The 21,518-nt window shown below is 70.1% G+C and carries 17 protein-coding genes and 2 pseudogenes; 5 read left to right on the top strand and 14 right to left on the bottom strand.

What is annotated here, in order from left to right:
* Positions 1-121 precede the first annotated feature (121 nt).
* A pseudogene (locus tag Q2K21_RS08390) lies at positions 122-305 on the top strand (phosphatase PAP2 family protein); the annotation flags it as partial.
* 40 nt (positions 306-345) lie between these two features.
* Here Q2K21_RS08390 and Q2K21_RS08385 read toward each other — a convergent pair.
* Entirely contained in the window at positions 346-876 is a 531-nt protein-coding gene (locus Q2K21_RS08385; protein ID WP_310768250.1) for a GNAT family N-acetyltransferase, read from the bottom strand.
* Positions 877-1,196: 320 nt separating this feature from the next.
* Complete coding sequence (locus tag Q2K21_RS08380; protein WP_310768248.1) at positions 1,197-2,483, bottom strand: M48 family metallopeptidase; 1,287 nt, start codon at positions 2,481-2,483, stop codon at positions 1,197-1,199.
* A gap of 437 nt (positions 2,484-2,920) precedes the next feature.
* Here Q2K21_RS08380 and Q2K21_RS08375 point away from each other — a divergent pair, with 437 nt between their 5' ends.
* A complete protein-coding gene (locus Q2K21_RS08375) occupies positions 2,921-3,643 on the top strand; it encodes a phosphatase PAP2 family protein (protein ID WP_386276012.1) in 723 nt (240 codons plus the stop codon).
* Here the strand turns inward: Q2K21_RS08375 and Q2K21_RS08370 are convergent.
* From Q2K21_RS08370 to Q2K21_RS08340, 7 genes are all read right to left on the bottom strand, one after another.
* Positions 3,582-5,351, bottom strand: a complete 1,770-nt coding sequence (locus Q2K21_RS08370; protein WP_386276013.1) for a chitinase — start codon at positions 5,349-5,351, stop codon at positions 3,582-3,584. The genes Q2K21_RS08375 and Q2K21_RS08370 overlap by 62 nt on opposite strands.
* Positions 5,352-5,643: 292 nt before the next feature.
* A complete protein-coding gene (locus tag Q2K21_RS08365; RefSeq protein ID WP_310768245.1) occupies positions 5,644-7,062 on the bottom strand; it encodes an NAD(P)/FAD-dependent oxidoreductase in 1,419 nt (472 codons plus the stop codon).
* A 37-nt stretch (positions 7,063-7,099) separates the two neighbouring features.
* Positions 7,100-7,900, bottom strand: coding sequence for an ABC transporter permease (locus Q2K21_RS08360; RefSeq protein ID WP_310768242.1), 801 nt, complete (start codon positions 7,898-7,900; stop codon positions 7,100-7,102).
* Positions 7,901-8,830: an ABC transporter permease gene (locus tag Q2K21_RS08355; protein WP_310768240.1), complete on the bottom strand. Its 930-nt coding sequence runs from the start codon at positions 8,828-8,830 to the stop codon at positions 7,901-7,903.
* A complete protein-coding gene (locus Q2K21_RS08350; protein WP_310768238.1) occupies positions 8,830-9,984 on the bottom strand; it encodes an ABC transporter ATP-binding protein in 1,155 nt (384 codons plus the stop codon). Before Q2K21_RS08350 ends, Q2K21_RS08355 begins: the two co-directional genes overlap by 1 nt.
* A gap of 5 nt (positions 9,985-9,989) precedes the next feature.
* Positions 9,990-11,237, bottom strand: coding sequence for a polyamine ABC transporter substrate-binding protein (locus Q2K21_RS08345; RefSeq protein ID WP_310768235.1), 1,248 nt, complete (start codon positions 11,235-11,237; stop codon positions 9,990-9,992).
* 55 nt (positions 11,238-11,292) lie between these two features.
* Complete coding sequence (locus tag Q2K21_RS08340; protein ID WP_310768233.1) at positions 11,293-12,846, bottom strand: gamma-aminobutyraldehyde dehydrogenase; 1,554 nt, start codon at positions 12,844-12,846, stop codon at positions 11,293-11,295.
* 210 nt (positions 12,847-13,056) lie between these two features.
* Between Q2K21_RS08340 and Q2K21_RS08335 the strand changes: the two genes are divergently transcribed.
* Entirely contained in the window at positions 13,057-13,617 is a 561-nt protein-coding gene (locus Q2K21_RS08335) for an NADAR family protein (RefSeq protein ID WP_310768231.1), read from the top strand.
* A gap of 344 nt (positions 13,618-13,961) precedes the next feature.
* Here the strand turns inward: Q2K21_RS08335 and Q2K21_RS08330 are convergent, their stop codons facing one another.
* On the bottom strand, positions 13,962-14,717 hold the full coding sequence (locus tag Q2K21_RS08330) for a DUF4190 domain-containing protein (protein WP_310768229.1): 756 nt from the start codon (positions 14,715-14,717) through the stop codon (positions 13,962-13,964).
* A 163-nt stretch (positions 14,718-14,880) separates the two neighbouring features.
* Here Q2K21_RS08330 and Q2K21_RS08325 point away from each other — a divergent pair.
* Positions 14,881-16,000, top strand: a pseudogene (locus Q2K21_RS08325) (adenosine deaminase).
* 20 nt (positions 16,001-16,020) lie between these two features.
* Positions 16,021-16,704: a glycerophosphodiester phosphodiesterase gene (locus tag Q2K21_RS08320; RefSeq protein ID WP_310768227.1), complete on the top strand. Its 684-nt coding sequence runs from the start codon at positions 16,021-16,023 to the stop codon at positions 16,702-16,704.
* Positions 16,705-16,893: 189 nt separating this feature from the next.
* On the opposite strand, the gene Q2K21_RS08315 is transcribed toward Q2K21_RS08320, so the two are convergent.
* From Q2K21_RS08315 to Q2K21_RS08300, 4 genes are all read right to left on the bottom strand, one after another.
* Positions 16,894-18,588 (bottom strand): RNA polymerase sigma factor, encoded by a 1,695-nt coding sequence (locus tag Q2K21_RS08315; protein ID WP_386276014.1) that lies wholly within the window; start codon positions 18,586-18,588, stop codon positions 16,894-16,896.
* Between the two features lie 227 nt (positions 18,589-18,815).
* On the bottom strand, positions 18,816-19,337 hold the full coding sequence (locus tag Q2K21_RS08310; protein ID WP_310768226.1) for a hypothetical protein: 522 nt from the start codon (positions 19,335-19,337) through the stop codon (positions 18,816-18,818).
* Positions 19,338-19,416: 79 nt separating this feature from the next.
* On the bottom strand, positions 19,417-20,076 hold the full coding sequence (locus Q2K21_RS08305) for a response regulator transcription factor (RefSeq protein WP_310768224.1): 660 nt from the start codon (positions 20,074-20,076) through the stop codon (positions 19,417-19,419).
* Positions 20,049-21,311: a sensor histidine kinase gene (locus Q2K21_RS08300; RefSeq protein WP_310780712.1), complete on the bottom strand. Its 1,263-nt coding sequence runs from the start codon at positions 21,309-21,311 to the stop codon at positions 20,049-20,051. The genes Q2K21_RS08305 and Q2K21_RS08300 overlap by 28 nt, the downstream gene beginning before the upstream one ends.
* Positions 21,312-21,518: the final 207 nt, after the last annotated feature.

The following is a 21,518-nucleotide window of genomic DNA, read 5'->3' as shown; positions in this document are numbered from 1 at the left end:
GGGCAGAGCGTGTGAAGAAGGTGTGCGAGGTGCATGACGGGACGCGATTCCGGCTGTCGGAGCGGTTTTTCCTGCCGTAGGTTCTACCCAGATGAGAGATACACCCCGCCCACAGGGGACTGTGGGCGACACCAGGCCGGGGCCTCCCCAGCTTCGACCTGGTCGTGCCTCGCGCACACACCCGGAGCTTCCGGCTCCGGTTCTCCTCACGATCGGACGGCCGCACGCCCCAAACCCCCCGGGGCGGGCGGCACACCGATCCGGTCGGCCGCCTCGGAACGCCCCCCCCTGTTCCGGGGCGGCCGACCTGCGTTCGGGGTGGGGATGCCACGGCTGCACCACTGTCTACAGCGCGATCCAGTAGCGCCGCTTGACGCCCGCGTCGGTGGAGCGCACATCCTCCAGAACACCACCGTTGCGCTCGATGCTGCGTGCCGACCCGATGTTGTCGTCGTCGCAGGTGACGAGGACCCTGTCCAAGCCGAGCGCGCGGGCCTCGGGCAGAACCGCCCCGAGGGCCCAGGTGGCCAAGCCGCGTCTGCGAGCGGAGGGCCGAATGCTGTAGCCGATGTGCCCGCCGACATCGAGCAGAAAGGCGTTCAGATAGTGCCGCACATCGATGGCGCCCAGATAGCTGTCGCCCTCGACTATCCACCAGTGGGTGGCGTGGACGCGCCCCTCTCCCAAGGCAACCGACGTGTCCGACTGCTTCCGCAGCCGCTCGACCCAAACCGAGAAGACCTCGGAGCCGGCAAGGTCGGCATCGGGTGCGAGACGCAATCCGGTCCCGTCCTGGTGGGCACCGGGAGGCCACTCGTCACGCGCCGCGAGCCATGAGGACCGGAGTCGAACTGTGGGTGAGATCAGTTCAGGCATGCGGGCGACGATACACTCGCCCGCCCCCTCTGATCAGGCATTTTTCTCACTGTTCCGAGCCCGCAACCGCTTAGGCATCACACCCGAATGACGCCTGATCATTACGCGGGGCGGTAGCTGTGGCGGCGGCTGACGCGCTCGCGGGCAACTTCCCGAGTTCTCGACGTTGCAAGCCTCCTGCGCATCCGCGCTCATCGGCACGGTTGCGCAGACCGCGAGCATCTGCCGGACCAGATCGGGACTCGCCGAGGCCAGGTAGTCCTCCAAGAGCTCGGGAAAGCATGCACTGCGCGGGGCGGGCCTCAATCCGCAGAAAGCCGCTAGCCGTCGAAGCCCTCCCTTACGATCCGCCGGGCCACCGTGCTGCGCGCGTCGGCAAGTTCCACGGCGATCCGGCGCTCCCGGTCTGCGTCCCCCACCACGGCCGCGGGCACGGGCGCGTCGGCGAGCAGGCACTGACGCCTGAGGTGTGTCGGAGGGTGGGTCGCGTCGACGCTGTGTCCGCGTCGGGCGCCGACCCGCCGCTGACGCTCGTACTCGTACTCCGGGATCGACGCCATGTGCGCGGAGAGCCGCTCCCACAGCTCGTCAGCCCGGGCCTCGGCCTCGCGGGCGGCGCGCGGCCCGGTCCGGGCGGCGTTGTTGGCCTCGCGCCGCAGGGTGGTGGCGGCCGAATCCCTGACCAGGAGCCAGTCCATGAGCCCCACGGCGGCCTCGGTGGACCCGGCACGGGCGGCCTCGCGGTCGGCGAGGTACTCGGCACGCTGGGTGGCCCGCAGCATCAGTTGGTCCAGCAGCATCAGCAAGCCCTGGATGAGCAAACTGGGCACGAAGTAGAGCACGTTGACGAGTATTTCGACGCCGGACGGGTTCTCGATCGGAAGGAAGTAGTAGCGCCAGGTGGTCAGCGAACGGTAAGCCGTCGCCACGACCAGACCATGGCGGGTGTCCCCGTTGCTGTAGTGGCCCAGTTCGTGGCCCAGCAGGGCCACCCGCTGCTGCGGCGTGAGGATCTCCCACAGGGGCAGCCCCAGCATCAACGACCGGCGTCCGCGCACGCCATAGGCCATGACGCTCGCATTGACCTCCGCACCGACCGTGATCACGTCCACACCGCGGGTACCGACCACCTGAGCAACCTCGTCGACCAGCGCGTACAACTCGGGGGCGTCGGCGCGGTGCAGCACCGGCCATTCCTTGGGCAACCGCGCAGGCCGCGGCCGGAGGGCCCACGCCGCCACCAGGAGGAACAGGCCCAGCGCCATCCCCGCCCCACCCCAGCCACTCACGACACACCAGATCCCGCCCGCGGCCAGCGCCACGGTGACGCCGTGCACGGCGAGCGCGATCGCGTAGGCGAGGAGCGCGGAGGCGTCCCGCCGCGGCCGCCGAATTCCCCCGTCCAACACCTCTGCGAGCAGCTTCTCACCGTGCCGTTGGGCCAAGGCGCGGCGCGCCCTTTCCAGCCGCCCGTGCTCCTCCTGTGGCCCTGCCGGGTCCACGTTCCATTCACAGGCGACGCACCAGATGGTGAACCGACCGTCCGCACGGATTCCGGCCCCGCACTCCGGGCACGGCTGAGTCGTTTCGTTTGCGGCGGTGCGCATGGACGCGCTCTCCCCCCTTCTGCGCGGCCCCTCCCCAGAGGCCGCCTGTTCATGACAGGGCGAAGTGGATCACGCGGGTGCGCCCGACGCCAATCTCGGCCCCAGGCACCAAATCATGCGTGGTGGTGAGAGGTGCGAGACGGCGTGATGGACGTGATGGATACCGACCAAGTCGGCTGAGGGCTTCCCCGGCATCGTGGTCGGATTTTCGCTGTCCGCGGCGACCCGTGCGAACGTCCCCATCGGCCGCGTCCTCAGGGCCACCCGGTACACCTCATCCGGGTCCAGTGCGTGATGCTCCACCCACACATGCGGCCGGGCCGAACCGATTCGCCAGTCACGCGCCGATCATCCCAGCCCCGCGGTTGTTGTCGCCGTGCGGGGAGGACCGGGACCCGCGGGACTCCCGGCCGACCAGCCCTGACAAGCTGTGCACCGTGTCGACCTCCCGAGACCCGGACCCCAAGCATCCGCCTGCCCCGCACGGTGGAAAGCCCCTGGCTCCCGGGCGGCCGACCTGCCTTCTGACCTCCGCGGCCCTCCTCTGCACCTTCCTGCTGATCACCTGGCAGGTCGCCGTCCACGGTCCGCTCGCCCGTGCCGACGAGCGGCTGAGCGGGGGCGTGGTCCACCCGGACCGGGTCTCCGGGCTCCTCGCCGATCTCGGGAACATCGTGGTCGCCGTGCCGGTGCTGGTGGCGGTCCTGTTCTACGTCGGCCGGCGTGCGCGTGCCGCCCGTACCCACCGGTGGTGGCTGCCCTCCGTCGCCGCGGCCGTCCTCATGGCGGTCGTCCCGGCGGTCATCGTGCCGCTCAAGGAACTGATAGCCCGGCCGGGCCCACCGGTCATGGGCCCGGGCACGGGTTACTTCCCCTCGGGGCATACAGCCACGGCCGCGATCGCCTACGGAGCGGCGACCCTGATCCTGTGGCCCTGGCTGCGCACGCCGCCTGCTCGGCGCGGACTCCTCCTCGCCTGCCTGGGGCTGAACCTCGGCGTCGGCCTCGGGCTGGTCCGCCACGGCTACCACTGGGCCCTCGACGTGCTGGCCAGTTGGTGTCTGTGTGGCGTGCTGCTGATCGGCCTCGCCGCGTTCCTCAGCCGAAGAAGCCGTCGAACGTCTTCTGGAACTCCCAGCTCCCGAACCGGTCCCAGTTGATCGACCACGTCATCAGGCCGCGCAGGGCCGGCCAGGTGCCGTGGGTCGCGTACGAGCCGCAGTTCGTTTTCTTCGTCAGGCAGTCCAGGGTCTTGGTGACCTCCGACGGGGAGACGTAGCCGTTGCCCGCGTTGATCGACGCCGGCATGCCGATCGCCACCTGGTCGGGGCGCAGCGGCGGGAAGACGTTGTTCGCGTCGCCCGCCACCGGGAAGCCGGTGAGCAGCATGTCGGTCATGGCGATGTGGAAGTCGGCGCCGCCCATGGAGTGGTACTGGTTGTCGAGGCCCATGATCGAGCCCGAGTTGTAGTCCTGGACGTGGAGGAGGGTCAGGTCGTCGCGCAGGGCATGGATCACCGGGAGGTAGGCCCCCGCACGCGGGTCCTGGCCGCCCCACTTGCCCGGGCCGTAGTACTGGTACCCGAGTTGGACGAAGAACGTCTCGGGGGCCATGGTCAGGACGAACTTGGAGCCGTACTTGGCCTTGAGGGTCTTCAGGGCGGAGATCAGGTTGACGATCACCGGGGTGGTCGGGTTCTTGAAGTCCGTGTCGTTCGCGTCCAGGGACAGGGAGTGGCCCTCGAAGTCGATGTCCAGGCCGTCCAGGCCGTAGGTGTCAATGATCTTCGAGACCGAGGAGACGAAGGTGTCGCGGGCCGCCGTGGTCGTCAGCTGCACCTGGCCGTTCTGGCCGCCGATCGAGATCAGCACCTTCTTACCGGCCGCCTGCTTGGCCTTGATCGCCGCCTTGAAGTCGGCGTCGCTCTCCACGTTCGGGCACTCGGTGACCGGGCAGCGGGTGAAGCGGATGTCGCCCGACGTGACCGACGTCGGTTCGCCGAAGGCCAGGTCGATGACGTCCCAGCTGTCGGGGACGTCGGCCAGGCGCGTGTAGCCGGAGCCGTTCGCGAAGCTCGCGTGGAGGTAGCCGACGAGGGCGTGGGCCGGGAGGTCCGTGGAGCCTCCGCCCGGTCCGGCCGAGGTGGTCGCGGTCACGCTCGCCGACTTCGCGGACTCGCCCGCGTCGTTCACCGCCGTGACCTGGAAGCCGTACGCGGTCGACGGCGACAGGCCGGTGACCGTGGCCGAAGTACCGGTCGCTGTCTGGACCTTCATCCCGTCCCGGTAGACGGAATAGCTCGTCGCACCCGTCACCGCCGACCAGGACAGGGCGACGGAGGAAGACGTGACCGTGCCGGCCTTCAGGCCGGTCGGCGCGCTGGGCGGCTGACCCGCTGCCACGCCCGGGCCGACGAGCGAGATGTCGTCGGCGTAGTACGCGCCGGTGCCGTACCAGCCGTGCAAGTAGATCGTGACCTTGGTCGTGGACGCACCGGTGCGGAAGGTCGTGCCGAGCTGCTGCCAGTCCGTCGCGGACTGAGTCCAGGTGGAGACGTCCGTGGTGCCGGTGCCGCTCGCGCCGAGGTAGACGTACGAGCCGCGGACATAGCCGCTGAGCGTGTACTGGGAGTCCGGTTTGACCGTGATCGTTTGGGTGCACTGGGCGTTGTCACTGCCGGCCGGCGTCGCCTGGAGCGCGGAACTCCCGCTGTGTACCGGTGAGTTGACCGCCGTTCCCGCGGTGCAGGTCCAGCCGTCGAGGCCGGACTCGAAACCGCCGTTGCGGGCGAGGTCCGCGTCGGCAGCGACGGCGGCCGACGAGAGCACGGTCAGGCCGGGTACGGCCAGCGCCGCGGCCGTACACATGGCCAGAAGGCGGCGGCGCCGGGCATGAGGTCTGGTGCGATCCACAAGTGCCTCCGGGCATGGGGGAGTTGGAGGGTGGAGCGCGCCCAATTTGGTCCAGACCAATCCAGTTGTCAAGACCACCGCCCGGCCTGCGAGGACCCGCGAAGGGCCCGGGACCGCCAGAACCCGCAAGGGCCCGGCGCCGCCACAACCGCGATGGGCCCGGGACCGCCAGAATCCGCAAGGGACCCGCCGAGAGCCTCGGCAGGTCCCTTCGAGCCCCTTGCAGGCCCCGCGTGGCTAGCTGTGGCTAGCTGTCGAACCCCAGCCCCAGCCTGTCCATCGTCTTCAGCCAGAGGTTGCGCCGACCGCCCTGCGCGTCGGCCCGTGCCAGCGACCACTTGGTGAGCGCGATGCCCGTCCAGGCGAAGGGCTCCGGCGGGAACGGCAGCGGCTTCTTGCGGACCATCCCCAGCTCGGTCCGCTCCGTGCGCTCCCCCGCCAGCAGGTCGAGCATCACGTCCGCGCCGAAGCGGGTCGCCCCGACGCCGAGGCCCGTGAAGCCGGCCGCGTAGGCCACCTTGCCCTGGTGCGCCGTGCCGAAGAACGCCGAGAAGCGCGAGCAGGTGTCGATCGCGCCGCCCCACGCGTGCGTGAAGCGGATGCCCTCCAGCTGCGGGAAGCAGGTGAAGAAGTGCCCGGCGAGCTTGGCGTACGTCTCCGGGCGGTCGTCGTACTCGGACCGCACCCGGCCGCCGTAGTGGTGGATCGCGTCGTAGCCGCCCCACAGGATCCGGTTGTCGGCCGAGAGCCGGAAGTAGTGGAACTGGTTGGCCGAGTCCCCGAGGCCCTGGCGGTTCTTCCAGCCGATGGAGGCAAGCTGGTCGGCGGTCAGCGGCTCGGTCATCAGCGCGTAGTCGTAGACCGGGACGGTGTACGAGCGGACGCGCCGCAGCAGGTTCGGGAAGATGTTCGTGCCGAGCGCGACCTTGCGGGCGCGGACCTGGCCGTACGGGGTGCGTACGGCCATGCCGGCGCCGTACGGCTTCAACGTCAGGGCGGGGGTGTGCTCGTACACGCGTACCCCGAGTTGGAGACAGGCGCGCTTGAGGCCCCAGGCGAGCTTCGCGGGGTTGAGCATGGCCACGCCCCGGCGGTCGTACAGGCCGGCGAGGAAGGTCGGTGAGTCGACCTGCTCCCGTACCGCCTCCGCGTCCAGGAACTCGGTGCCTTCGGCGAGGCCCCGGCGGTCCAGCTCCTCGTACCAGTCGCGCAGTTCCCACGCCTGGTACGCCTCGGTCGCTACGTCGATCTCGCCGGTGCGCTCGAAGTCGCAGTCCAGGGAGTAGCGGGCGACCGCCTTCTCGATCTCGTCGAGGTTGCGGGCGCCCAGCTCCTGGAGTGTGTGGATCTCGTCCGGCCAGCGGGTGAGGCCGTTGGCCAGACCGTGAGTGAGGGAGGCGGCGCAGAAGCCGCCGTTGCGGCCCGAGGCGGCCCAGCCCGCCTCGCGGCCCTCCACCAGCACCACATCCCGCCGCGGGTCGCGCTCCTTGGCGATGAGCGCGGTCCACAGTCCGCTGTAGCCGCCGCCGACGACCAGCAGGTCGCAGGTCTCGGTGCCGGTGAGGGCGGGCTCGGGGTGGGGCTTGCCGGGGTCTTCCAGCCAGTACGGGACCGGCTGTGCTTCAGAAAGTGACTTGGTCCAACGGGTCATGGCGCTAGGGGCCATGATTTCAACTCCCTACAGGTGTATCACGCCGAGCGGCTTATGCCTTCTGGCGATTTCGGCGGTTGCCGATGGCCATGGAGACCAGGACGAACAGTACGGCGACGATGAACATCGTCGTGCCGATGACATTGATCTGAACGGGTGTTCCGCGCTGTGCCGAACCCCAGACGAACATGGGGAACGTGACGGTCGAACCCGCGTTGAAATTGGTGATGATGAAATCGTCGAAAGAGAGCGCGAAGGCGAGCAGCGCGCCCGCGGCGATTCCGGGCGCCGCGATCGGCAGAGTGACCCGGAGGAAGGTCTGGAACGGGCCGGCGTAGAGGTCCTGTGCGGCCTGTTCCAGCCTCGGGTCCATCGACATGACACGCGCCTTGACGGCGGTCACGACGAAGCTGAGGCAGAACATGATGTGGGCGATGAGGATCGTCCAGAAGCCCAACTGCGCGCCCATGTTGAGGAACAGGGTGAGCAGCGAGGCCGCCATGACGACCTCGGGCATCGCCATGGGCAGGAAGATCAGCGAGTTCACGGCGCCGCGTGCGCGGAAGCGGTAGCGGACCAGCGCGAAGGCGATCATCGTGCCGAGGATCGTGGCGCCGATGGTCGCCCACACGGCGATCTGGAGGCTGATGGACAGCGAGCCGCACATGTCGGCGACGCCGCACGGGTCCTTCCAGGCGTCCAGCGAGAACTGCTGCCATTCGTAGTTGAAGCGGCCCTTCGGTTTGTTGAAGGAGAACACCGTGACGACGACGTTCGGCAGCAGGAGATATCCGAGTGTCAGCAGTCCCGCGATGACGACGAGATTGCGCTTGAGCCAGTTGACGAAGGGCATTTAGACCAGATCCTCCGTCCCGGACTTACGGATGTAGACGGTCACCATGAAGAGGATCGCGGCCATCAGGATGAACGAGAGCGCCGCGGCCGTCGGATAGTCGAGAATCCGCAGGAACTGCGTCTGGATGACGTTGCCGACCATGCGGGTGTCGGTGGAGCCGAGCAGGTCGGCGTTCACGTAGTCGCCGGCCGCCGGAATGAAGGTCAGCAGCGTGCCCGAGACCACGCCGGGCATCGACAGCGGGAAGGTGACCTTCCGGAAGGTCGTGATCGGCTTGGCGTACAGATCGCCCGCCGCCTCGTGGAGGCGTCCGTCGATGCGTTCGAGGGAGGTGTACAGGGGCAGGATCATGAACGGCAGGAAGTTGTACGTCAGACCGCAGACCACCGCGAGCGGTGTGGCCAGCACGCGGTCACCGGCGGTCCAGCCGAGCCAGTTGGTGACGTCCAGGACGTGCAGCGTGTTCAGGGTGCTGACGACCGGGCCGCTGTCGGAGAGGATCGTCTTCCAGGCGAGCGTGCGGATCAGGAAGCTGGTGAAGAACGGTGCGATCACCAGGATCATGATCAGGTTGCGCCAGCGGCCCGCGCGGAAGGCGATCAGATACGCCAGCGGGTAGCCGAGGACCAGGCACAGGAGCGTCGCGGCGGCCGCGTAGGCGACCGAGCGCAGGAACTGTGGCCAGTACTCGGACAGCGCGTCCCAGTAGGTCGCGAAGTGCCAGGTGACCTTGTAGCCCTGCTCCAGGGAACCCGTCTGCACGGAGGTGGAGGCCTGGTAGATCATCGGCAGCGCGAAGAAGACGATCAGCCAGAGGATGCCGGGCAGCAGCAGCCAGTACGGCACGAGACGGCCGCGCTTGCGGGGCGGCTTCTGCTCGGGGGCGGTGGGCGCGAGGGGTGGGGGCGCCTCGGTGACAGTGGCCATCAGGCGGCGGCCCCCTCTTCCACCGTCTCTACGCCCGCGTCGATGTCCTGCGCCGCGTCCAGGCCGAAGGTGTGGGCCGGGTTCCAGTGCAGGACGACGTCGGCTCCGGGCACCAGCCGGGAATCACGGTCGATGTTCTGGACGTAGACCTCGAACTCGGGGCAGACCGGGCTGTCGATGACGTACTGCGTGGAGACGCCGATGAAACTGGTGTCGGCGATCTTTCCGGTGATGCGGTTGCGGCCCTCGGGTATCTCGCCCGCGTCGTCGGCGTGGGTGAGGGATATTTTCTCCGGCCGCACGCCGACCAGCACCTTGCCGCCGGTCGTCGTCGGGGCGGAACATCGCGCCTCGGGGAGCAGGAGCTTGCCGCCGCCCGCCTTCAGCACGATCTCGTCGCCGCTCCTGGTGTCGACCTCGGCCTCGATCAGGTTCGAGGTGCCGAGGAAGTTGGCGACGAACGTGGTCTGCGGGTTCTCGTAGAGGTCGGCGGGCGAGCCGAGCTGTTCGACGCGGCCCGCGTTCATCACGGCGACCGTGTCGGCCATGGTCATGGCCTCCTCCTGGTCGTGCGTGACATGGATGAAGGTGATGCCGACCTCGGTCTGGATGCGCTTGAGCTCCAGCTGCATCTGGCGGCGCAGCTTGAGGTCGAGGGCGCCGAGGGGCTCGTCGAGCAGGAGCACCTTGGGGTGGTTGATCAGCGCGCGGGCCACGGCGACGCGCTGCTGCTGGCCGCCGGAGAGCTGGTGCGGCTTCTTGCGTGCCTGCTCACCGAGTTGCACGAGGTCGAGCATCTCCTCGACCTGTTTCTTCACCGACTTGATGCCGCGCCGGCGCAGGCCGAAGGCGACGTTCTCGAAGATGTCGAGGTGCGGGAAGAGGGCATAGGACTGGAAGACCGTGTTCACCGGCCGTTTGTACGGGGGCAGGTGCGTCACCTCCTGGTCGCCGAGGCGGACCGTTCCGGAGGAAGGTTCCTCCAGGCCGGCGATCATGCGCAGGGTGGTGGTCTTGCCGCAGCCGGAGGCGCCGAGCAGGGCGAAGAAGGAGCCCTGTGGCACGGTCAGGTCGAGCGGGTGCACGGCGGTGAAGGAGCCGTAGGTCTTGCTGATCCCGGAGAGGCGGACATCGCCGCTGTTGTCTGTCGTCATCTTCGTCACGCCCCTGTGAGCTTCGCGAACTTCTCTTCGTAGGCCGTCTCTTCCTTCTGCGTCAGCGAGCGGAAGGCGTGGGACTTCGCGGCCATGGCCTTGTCGGGAATGATCAACGGGTTGTCGGCCGCGTCCTCGTCGATCTTCGCGAGGTAGGGTTTCACGCCGTCGACGGGCGTCACGTAGTTGATGTAGGCGGCGAGCGCGGCGGCCTGCTCGGGCTCGTAGTAGAAGTCCATGAGCCGCTCGGCGTTCGTCTTGTGACGCGCCTTGTTGGGAACCAGCATGTTGTCGGTCGACGTCATGTACCCGCTGTCGGGGATCAGGAAGTCGATGTCCGGGCTGTCCGCCTTGAGCTGGACGACGTCGCCTGCCCAGGCGATGCAGGCCGCGAAGTCGCCCTTGGTGAGGTCGGACGTGTAGTCGTTGCCGGTGAAGCGGCGGATCTGGCCGTTGTCGACGGCCTTCTGGAGGCGGGCGATCACCGCGTCGAAGTCGTCGTCGGTGAACTTCGCCGGGTCCTTGCCCATGTCGAGCAGCGTCATGCCGATGCTGTCGCGCATCTCGGAGAGAAAGCCGACACGGCCCTTGAGCTTGGGGTTGTCGAGCAGGTCGGAGACCGACTTGACCTCGATGCCGTCGAGCGCCTTCTTGTTGTAGGCGATGACGGTCGAGATGCCCTGCCAGGGGTAGGAGTAGGCGCGGCCCGGGTCCCAGTCCGGGTTGCGGAACTGCGCCGACAGGTTGGTGTAGGCGTGCGGCAGGTTGGACGGGTCCAGTTTCTGGGCCCATCCGAGGCGGATCAGCCGGGCGGCCAGCCAGTCGGTGAGGACGATGATGTCGCGGCCGGTGTCCTGGCCCGCGGCGAGCTGCGGCTTGATCTTGCCGAAGAACTCGTTGTTGTCGTTGATGTCCTCGGTGTACTTGACCGTGATGCCGGTCCGCTTGCGGAAAGCGTCGAGCGTCGGATGGTGCTTCCCGCTGTCGTCGACGTCGATGTACTCGGTCCAGTTGGAGAAGTTGACGACCTTCTCCTTGGCCGAGTGGTCCGTGGCGGACGTGCCGCCCTGCGTCTTGCCGGCCGCGGGGATCCCGCAGGCGCTGAGCGACCCGAGGCCGCCCAGCGCGAGCGCGCCGCCCGCGGAGGCGCGCAACAGCGAACGGCGGGTGAGGGAGGCCCTGCCGTTGCGGAAGCTGCGCCGCATGGCGGCCACTTGGGCCGGGGAGAGGCGGTCGGGCTCGTACTGCTCCATGCGCGTGGTGCCCTTTCGGGAGGGTGTGCGGCCGCGGGTCAGGCGGCCTGTTCTGCTATCGGTCCCCGAAGATCGTGCGGTGCCAGTCCTTCCTGACCACCGCCGTATTGTCGAACATGACGTGCTTTACCTGCGTGTACTCCTCGAACGAGTACGAGGACATGTCCTTGCCGAAGCCGGACGCCTTGTAGCCGCCGTGAGGCATCTCGCTGATGATCGGGATGTGGTCGTTGACCCACACGCAGCCCGCCTTGATCTCGCGGGTGGCGCGGTTCGCCCGGTAGACGTCGCGGCTCCAGGCGGAGGCGGCGAGGCCGTACGGGGTGTCGTTGGCGAGCCGGATGCCTTCGTCGTCGCTGTCGAAGGGCAGGACGACGAGCACGGGCCCGAAGATCTCGGACTGCACGATCTCGCTGTCCTGGGGTGCGTCGGCGACGAGGGTGGGCCGATAGTACGCGCCGTTCTTGAGATCTCCCCCAGGAGCCTCTCCGCCGGTCACCACGCGCGCGTAGGCACGCGCCCGGTCGACGAAGGCGGCCACGCGGTCGCGCTGGACGTGCGAGATCAGCGGGCCGAGGTCGGTGCCGGGGGCGAAGGGGTCGCCGAGGCGGACCGTCTCCATGAGTGCGGCGGTCCGCGCGACGAACTCGTCATAGAGGGGACGCTGCACGTACGCGCGCGTGGCGGCCGTGCAGTCCTGGCCGGTGTTGATGAGCGCGCCCGCGACCGCGCCGTTCACGGCGGCGTCGAGGTCGGCGTCGTCGAAGACGACGAAGGGCGCCTTGCCGCCGAGTTCCAGGTGGATGCGCTTGACGGTGGCGGTGGCGATCTCGGCGACGCGCCTGCCGACGGGGGTCGAGCCGGTGAAGGAGGTCATGGCAACGTCGGGGTGGCCGACGAGGTGCTCGCCCGCCTCCTTGCCGGTGCCGGTGACGATGTTGATGACGCCGTCCGGGATGCCGGCCTCCGTGGCTGCCCGGGCGAACAGCAGCGAGGTCAGCGGGGTGAGCTCGGCGGGCTTGAGGACGATCGTGTTGCCCGCGGCGATCGCCGGGAGGATCTTCCAGGCGGCCATCTGGAGGGGGTAGTTCCAGGGCGCGATGGAGCCGATGACGCCGATGGGTTCGCGGCGGACGTACGAGGTGTGGTCGCCGGAGTACTCACCGGCCGACTGTCCCTGGAGGTGCCGGGCGGCACCGGCGAAGAAGGCGGTGTTGTCGATCGTGCCCGGGACGTCGAACTCCCGCGTCAGCTTGAGGGGTTTGCCGCACTGGAGGGACTCGACACGGGCGAACTCCTCGGCGCGGTCGGCGAGGACGGCGGCGAAACGGTGCAGCGCGTCGGAGCGCTCGCCCGGGGTGGCGGCGGACCAGCCGGGGAAGGCGGCGCGGGCGGCGGCCACGGCACGGTCGACGTCCTCGGTGCCGGCCAGCTCGTACGTGTACACCTCGGCGCCCGTCGAGGGGTCGACCACCGCGTGCGTACGGCCCGACGTGCCCCTGGCCGGTCTGCCCGCGATGTACTGCGCACCGTCCGCGAAACGTTCCCGTACGTCGTCCTGCGTCTGGTTGCGGGTGTCGGCGTGGCCGGTGTCGCCCGGATTGTGCATGTCGCTCTCCTCCGCCGCCGGCCCGCCTCCACCGCGGGGGCTTGCGTAGCTCCAGCTCGATTTGAGTGCCGATCCTGACAGAGCAAGTGGACGCCAACAAGTGATTCCGTTGTTGCCTTTTGGTTACGCGACGGAATCTGTCGACCAGGTGTCGAGTCCCGCCGATAAAGGAGGGACGGAGTGTCAGTGGTGCGTGCCACACTCGCGTGCATGGGGAAGATCGATTCTTGGGAAGCCCTGGTCAGGGAGGTCCAGGCGGGGGCGAGGGTCAAGTACCTGCACTTCTGGGGCCATCGGCCGCGGCCGGACGGACAGATCGGGGCGAGCTGTCTGAGCCAGTGGTGGCCGTCGCCGTTCACGGTGGACGGCGTCAAGTACGCGACGGCGGAGCACTGGATGATGGCGTCGAAGGCGCGGCTCTTCGACGACGCGGAGGCTGAGCGGAAGGCCATCGAGGCGCCCAACCCGGCGCTCGCCAAGAAGGCGGGACGGCTGGTGCGCGGCTTCGACGACGCCATATGGGAGCGCGAGCGCTTCGGGATCGTGGCCGAGGGCAGCGTCCACAAGTTCACCGCGCATGCCGATCTGCGGGCGTTTCTGCTGGGCACGAAGAACCGCGTGCTCGTCGAGGCCAGCCCGGTGGACCGGGTGTGGGGCATCGGGCTGGCGGCGGACGACGAACGGGCGACGGATCCGCAGCGGTGGCGGGGGCCGAACCTGCTGGGGTTCGCGCTGATGGAGGCGCGGGAGCGGTTGGCCGCGCGGCCGTGACACGGTGACTCCGACGGGACGGCTCGCCGGAGCGGCCCGGCCGGTGGCTCGGGACACGCTCGTGCGACTCGCGGTTCTCGGTGGGGCACCGATTGCCGAGGCCGCCGCGGAACAGCGGCGGCCGACTGCGGAGTCGGTGCCCCGCCGGGCCCCGCACCGCCCCGCCGTCGGCCTGTGGCGTGCCCGCCGGGCCGGTGCGACACCAGGGCGTCGTCCACCAGCCGGATGCTGGACGTCCCGCGACCGGGAGCTGCGGCGATGTCACACCGCACAGACGCATGAGGACGGTTCCCACACGTGTGGGAACCGTCCTCATGACAGGTGGACTCAGCCGGTCGCCGGTGTCAGTCGTGGAACAGCACGGGTGCCGACGTCGTGAGCGCGTCACCGACATAGGGCGAGTCGGAGTACCGCGTTTCCTCGTCGTTGATCGCGCCCACGATCCCGATGATCATCAGGGCCATCACGGCGATACCGAGGATGATCCCGATGATGCCGAGGATGAATCCCGCCTGGGCCTGCCCACGGTTGTCGGCCTCGCCCTGGTCGGCCCGTTTGCGGCCCTTGATCCCGAGGACCACCGCGATGATTCCCAGGATCAGGGAGACCACGCCGTACATGCAGAAGAGGCACACCGAGAGGATGCCGAGCACCATGGCCGCGATGCCGAGACCGTTGCGCGGGGGCATCGGCAGGCCGGGCCAGCCGTAACCCGGGTAGCCCGGGTAGCCCGGCGGCACGGGGTAGCCGTAGCCGCCCGGTGTCGCGTAGGGGAATGCGCCGGGGTCCGCGGGCGCGGTCGGCGGCGGCGGTACGGGGAAACCCTGCTCGCCCGGGTTCGGCGCGCCGGGCACGGGTGCGCCCGCGGGGGCGCCGTGGGCGGGACCCGAAGCGGGTGGAGCGAACCCGCCGTTCACCGGCGGCGCGCCGCCCCCGCTGTGTGGTGCGTGGAACGACGACGGCGGTCCGCCCACCGCGGGTTCGCCGGCCGGTGGCTGCCCGGTGCCCGCCTTGTCCATCGATATCTTCTGTTCCGGCGGCGCCCACGGGTTGTCCGCACCCGCTGCGGCGCCCTGTTCCGGATGTGCTTCCTCGCTCACGACCCGCCCCCCTTGTTCCTTGGCCCCGACATGCTACGACCGAGCCCCACCCGGGGCTCCCCCACCCCCGCCTCCGCGACCCGACCGCCCACCCGTACCCCCGACCGGATCCACGCAGGCCGGGACGTATGCCTAGGATCGTCCCCGAGTCACCGATCAGCCGATCACCCGCGTCCCCGCTCGCCCATCCCGGCGCGGGGGCGCCGTTCCCCGGGGAGGACCCCTTGACCGACCACCGCGACACCGGTGCCGTGCGCGATCTGCACGCCTTCATCGCCGGACTGCCCAAGGCCGAACTGCACGTGCACCACGTCGGCTCCGCCTCCCCCCGCATCGTCTCGGAACTGGCCGCCCGCCACCCCGACTCCCAGGTGCCCACCGACCCCGAGGCGCTCGCCGACTACTTCACGTTCACGGACTTCGCCCACTTCATCGAGGTGTATCTGTCCGTCGTCGACCTCATCCGAACCCCCGAGGACGTGCGTCTGCTGACGTACGAGGTGGCCCGCGACATGGCCCGGCAGCAGGTCCGCTACGCCGAGCTGACGATCACGCCGTTCTCGTCGACCCGCCGCGGTATCGACGAGCGCGCCTTCATGGACGCCATCGAGGACGCCCGCAAGGCGGCGGAGGCCGAGTTCGGGACCGTTCTGCGCTGGTGCTTCGACATCCCCGGCGAAGCGGGGCTCGAATCCGCCGAGGAGACGGCACGGCTCGCCACCGACGACCGGCTGCGCCCCGAGGGGCTCGTCTCGTTCGGCCTCGGCGGGCCCGAGATCGGTGTCCCCCGGCCGCAGTTCAAGCCCTACTTCGACCGGGCCATAGCCGCCGGGCTGCGGTCGGTGCCGCACGCGGGCGAGACCACCGGGCCCGAGACGGTCTGGGACGCCCTGAACGAGCTGCGGGCCGAGCGCATCGGGCACGGCACCAGCTCCGCCCGGGACCCGAAGCTGCTCGCCCACCTCGCCGAGCACCGCATCCCGCTGGAGGTCTGCCCGACCTCCAACATCGCCACGCGCGCGGTCCGCACGCTCGACGAGCACCCCATCAAGGAGTTCGTGCGCGCCGGTGTGCTCGTCACCGTCAACTCGGACGACCCGCCGATGTTCGGCACCGACCTCAACGGCGAGTACGCGGTGGCCGCGCGGCTGCTGGACCTCGACGAGCGGGGGCTCGCCGACCTCGCCAAGAACGCGGTGGAGGCGTCCTTCCTCGACGACGCCGGCAAGGCGAAGCTGGCCGCCGAGATCGACGCGTACACCTCGGCGTGGCTCGCGCCCTGAGCACCACCACAATTGACCCCATGCGCACCGTGACTGCCGTCGCCCACCGCGGCACCCCCTACCGCCACCGCGAGAACACCATCGAATCGCTGCGTTCCGCGCTCCAGCAGGGCGCGGACGCGGTCGAGATCGACGTACGGCTCACCCGGGACGGCGTCCCCGTACTGCTGCACGACGAGACGCTGAAGCGGCTGTGGGGGCAGGACCGGCCGCTCGCCGCGCTCTCCTCCGACGAGGTGCGGGGGCTGACGGCGGGCGGGGTGCCGACGCTGGCGGACGCCCTGGCGGCCACCGACGGACACCGGGTCATGATCGACCTGCCGGGCGGGCCCTCGGTCCGGGCCGTGCGCCGGATCATGGACGTCGTGCGGCAGTGCGGGGCCGAGGAGCGGGTGTACTACTGCGCGGGCGCGCAGACCATGCTGGCGGTCCGGGCCGCCGACCCCTCGGCGGAGATCGCCCTGACCTGGACGACCCTGGCCCCGCCGCGGCCCGCCCTGCTCGACGCGGTACGCCCGCGCTGGCTCAACTACCGCTTCGCGCTGGTCGACCACGACCTCGCGGCGCGGGTGCGCCAGGGCGGCCACCTGCTGTCCGTCTGGACCCCCGACACCCGCCGCTCGATGCGACGCCTGCTCGACCTGGGCGTGGACTCGATCACGACGAACCGCATCGACGCGCTGCGCGCGGTGCGCGGGGGCTGACGAACGGGCGTCACGCGCCCATGTCCGGGCCTCGGCCATCCCGGCGGACAGGGTGGCCCCGGCGATCCCCGCGGCCACGGCAGTCGCCGGCGGCTCGGCGAGCTGCGTTCGGTCCGGCGAGCGGGTGATCAACTCGGTCGTGGAGAGCTGCCAGTTGACGGGTTCCGAGTTCGTCGTCGCAGCCAACCGCTACACGCGCGACCGCTGTTCGACCGTCGCCGGGTCCGTCGGGGTCGAGCGGGTGGCGTACTGGGGCACCGGGGCGGTGTCCTTGCCGTTGTCGCGGATCAGGCCGTAGCGGATCGCGCCCTGGGCGGGGCCGGTCAGGACGTCGGCGTTCACCGCGTCCCAGTTCGACGGGAAGACGGTCAGGCCGTAGTCGCAGCCCCGCTCGTTCTGGGTGAGGATGACCGAACCGTCGAGGTAGAAGTACTCGTTCTGCCACATCTGCTGTGTGCCGCCCGGCAGGACCGCGTATCCGATGGTCGGTCCGCCCATGCCGGTCGCGTAGCCGTCGGGGCTCCCCTGGAGAGGGTCGTCCATGCGGCGGCCGCCGCCCGAGGCGACATGGAACAGCTTCCCCTTGAGACCGGTCCAGGTCGGCATGACCAGGGAGCCCGGCCGGCTCTTCGGCGAGATCTGCCAGCGCACCAGGACGTAGCCCTGGCCCGTGAGCGTCACGCTTTCCCCGCGGTGCTGCATCACGGCCTTCGGGCCGCCGGTGCTGGTGATCCCGGACTCGGGGCGGTGGGGCAGCGTTCCGGGCCGGGCGTCGGCGGCGGGCGCGCGGTCGACGGCGTCCACGACCGTGCCGTAGAGGTCGGTCGCCGTCTTCGAGGGCGACGGCGAGGGCGACGGGGATGGCGACGGGGATGGCGACGGTGACGGCGGTCTTGTCGGCGTCGCGGAAAGTGTCCGTGACGGGCTCGACGATGCCGTGGGGGCGATGACGGCCCGCGGGGGCGGGTCGTCGGAGGGGTGCGTGACGACGTACGCCCCGCCCGCCGCGATCGTCGCGCCCGCCGTCACCGCCACGGCGGGCTTGGTGAGCGCGCCGAGCACCTTGGCGGACCAGCCGACGGAGGCGGCCGCCGCGGACGTCTTGCCGCCGAGCGCCAGCGACAGGGTGAAGCCGGCCGGCACGGGCACGAGCGCGATCCCGACCAGCAGCCGTTCGGCGGGTACGACGCTCTCCTCCGCACCCGCGCAGTACGCGCAGCCACGGATGTGCCGGGCCAGCCGCTTGCGCCACACCGAACCGGGCCGGCCGTCCCAGCGGGCGGTGACGGCGTCCAGCTCCGGGCAGGCCCCCTCCAGCGCCCGTACGATGCCGCGCGCCACCTCCAGGCGCGCCTTCATCCGCTGCACCCGCACGGCGGCGTGCTGCCTGCTGATGCCGACCGCGGCGGCCAGTTCACGGCGGGTCAGTTCGCCCGCGACCTCCAGCCACCACAGCGACAGCAACTGCCGGTCCTCGTCGTCGAGCCAGCGCACCGCCTCCGCGACCTCACGCCGCTGACCCTCCAACTGGAGCCGCAACACGGTGAGTTCGGCGAAGTCGGCGGCCCGGTCGCCCGCGTCGGAGGCCAGCGGCTCGGGCGTCCGGCGGCGCGCCCGGTCCCGTATCTGCCGCATCGCGATGGCGACCAGCCAGGAGCGGAAACTGTCCGGATCGCGCAGCGTGCCGAGGTTGTCGACGGCCCGCAGCATCGTCTCCTGTACGACGTCGTCGACGTCCGCGTGACCGTTGAGGGCGCGGCCGACGATGTTGTAGACGAGCGGCAGCCACCCCGCGACCAGCTCGTCCAGCGCCTGCCGGTCGCCGTCCTGCGCAGCCGAGATCGTCGTACGCCACTGCCGGGTCTCCACGTGCGTCCTTTCCACGGTCGTCGTACCGCCTTGTGGACATACAGTCTCGGCCACGGCCGTGAACGCCGGGACGGGCGGTCCACGACGGCTCCCGCCGGAGCGCGTCGGGAACAGGGGACACCAAGGAGACGGAGCACTGGGTGACGGGATAACAGTTTTTTCGCACTCCCGGGGGCCGGGGCGGCGGACGCAGGCAGGCCCTCGGCGCGAGCCCCTCAATGGCGACCCTCAACCGGCTGCCCTCAAGTGGCAGGCACCAGAGACGTGTTCACCGCGAGCGCCTCCAGTCGCTTGATCTTCTTCCGTACGACGTACAGCGGCACGATCCCGAAGACCCCGAACGACATGTCGATCACCGACCACCAGAAGGGGATCCCGCGAATCGGCCCGCAGATCAGGGCGAGCGGAACGATGCCCGCGCAGGCGATCATCCCGAACTCGACGACCCAGATGTTGCGGACGGGATCGCGGTACGGCCCGTAGAAGGCCACCGCGATCACGAGGTGCGCGAACGCCAGCCAGTCCGTGCCGTAGAGGACGAAGGGATGGTCGGCGTCGGCGGCGTCGAGCCCGCGGCGTACGCGTTCGATCCAGTCCATGAGGGCGGGAAGGCGTTCCGGCACCGACAGTGAGGTGAGCAGATCCTCGGTCCAGCGCAGTTCGTGCACCAGGGGGAAGGCCGTGGCGCCGCTGAGCACCAGGCAGACGACGAAGAAGACCAGCCAGGCGCGAATGCCCTTCAACAGGGCGGCTCTGTCGCTCATGACATGAGCGTACGCCTCGAATTGAACGCGTTCAAAAGCACCCCGGCGGCCAGCCGGCCAGTACGAGCGGATTCCCGCGTCACGCCCGCAGATAGGCGAGGACCGCCAGCACCCTGCGATGGGTCTCGTCCGCCGGAGGCAGATCCAGCTTGGTGAGGATGCCGCTGATGTGCTTGCCCACCGCCGCCTCGGACACCACCAGTTCGCGGGCGATGGCGCCGTTCGACTTACCCTCCGCGATCAGGGCCAGGACCTCCCGCTCGCGCGGGGTGAGCCGCTCCAGCGGATCGCGGCGGCGGCGCAGCAGTTGGCGTACGACTTCGGGGTCGACGACGGTGCCGCCGTCCGCGACCTCGCACAGGGCGTCCACGAACTGCTCGACCTGCCCGACCCGGTCCTTGAGCAGATAGCCGACGCCCGATCCGTCGCCGGAGTCCAGCAGTTCGGCGGCGTACGTCCGCTGCACATACTGGCTGAGCACCAGGACGGGCAGCGTGGGCCGCTCCTCGCGCAGCCGCACCGCCGCCCGCAGTCCCTCGTCCTGGAACGCGGGGGGCATACGCACGTCCGTCACGACGATGTCGGGGGTGTGCTCCTCGACCGCGGTGACCAGCGCCGTGGCGTCCGGGACGGCCGCGACCACCTCGTGGCCGCAGCGGTCGAGCAGGCCGACGAGCCCTTCCCGCAGCAGCACGCTGTCCTCCGCCAGAACTACGCGGAGCGATCGGTCCGTTCGCAAGGAAACTCCACACGCAGCAGGGTCGGTCCGCCCGGCGGACTGGACAGGGAGAGTCTGCCATCCAGCACCGACACCCGGTCCGCGAGTCCGGTCAGCCCGCTGCCGGCCCCGGCGTCCGCGCCGCCCCGCCCGTCGTCGCGTACATGCAGGAACAAGTGCCCGTCGCGGTGTCCGCCGCTCACCTCCGCGCGACTCGCCCCGCTGTGCTTGGCGATGTTGGCGAGGGCCTCGCACACCACGAAGTACGCGGCGGCCTCGACCGCCTGGGGCAGTCGTCCGGGCAGCTCCAGGTCGACGTCCACGGGGATCGCGGAGCGGTCCGCGGCATCGGTGACCGCCGCCTTCAGGCCGTAGTCCGCGAGGACCTTGGGGTGGATGCCGTGGACGATTTCGCGCAGCTCAGCGAGTGCCTTGCCCGCCTCCTCATGGGCCTTGGCGAGTTGGTCGGCCAGTGGCCCGGGCGGCGCGTCCAGGCGGGCCAGGCCCAGCGTCATCGTCAGCGCCACCAGCCGCTGCTGGGCCCCGTCGTGCAGATCGCGCTCGATGCGCCGCCGCTCCGCCTCGAAGGCGTCCACCAACCGGACGCGGGAGCGGGTCAGTTCGACGACCTTCGCCCCCAGGTCGCCCCCGCGCGGCGCGATCAGCAGGCGCGTCAGTTCCGCCCGGGCACCGGCCGCGACCCCCAGGACATAGGCACCCAGGACCAGGAGGACGAGCCCGAGCACGGCGGTACCGAAGGCGGCCGGCCAGGTGGTGACCGTCCACAGCTTCAGCACCTTCGCCTCCCGGCCGTCGCCGGCCGTGGCCATCAGCAGCGGGGTCGCGACCATGGACAGCGGGCAGAGCAGGGCGACCGTGATCGCGAGGGCGTCGACCGGCCACAGCAGCCCCGCGAAGAGCAGGGTGTACCCGAGCTCCCGCCAGGTCTCCTGCTCCCTCAGGCGCGTCGTCAGCCAGGACCGAAGCCCACTGGCGGCGGGCGGCCGGTGCCGGGCGTGGGCCGGGTCCCGGTCGATCAGGCGCAGCCTGCGCCGCTCCAGCCGGGCCACCGGGATTCCGGCGAGGGCCGCGAGGACGAGCAGCGGAAGTCCCACCAGCACGAGGGCGAGAACGCCGCCGACGGCCACCGTGGTCACGATCCCCACGAGGACGACAACGCCGGCCACCGTGCCGGTGAGCAGGTACCCGACCGAACGCCACGGCCACGACGACAGCGGGAAACCCGGCCTGGACATGGCCTGCCACACATTCCGAGGGTGCATGGGCGTCACCGTAGAAGGACCCGCACCGGCAGCACCATCGGTCCAGGGTGCGGATCGGGGGTAGGCCTGGCCCTACCTCAGGTCTCGGCCCTGCCGCACTGCGCCGGGCTGGTCCCGCGCGGTTTCGTGGAGTCTCGCAAAGAGACGGATCAACGAGGCCGGACAGGCGGGACGTTGACG

The sequence above is a fragment of the Streptomyces sp. CGMCC 4.7035 genome, assembly GCF_031583065.1.
Classification (GTDB): Bacteria; Actinomycetota; Actinomycetes; order Streptomycetales; family Streptomycetaceae; genus Streptomyces; species Streptomyces yaanensis.
The sequence above is the reverse complement of the archived record's forward strand: the minus strand, read 5'-3'. Positions and strand labels throughout refer to the sequence as shown.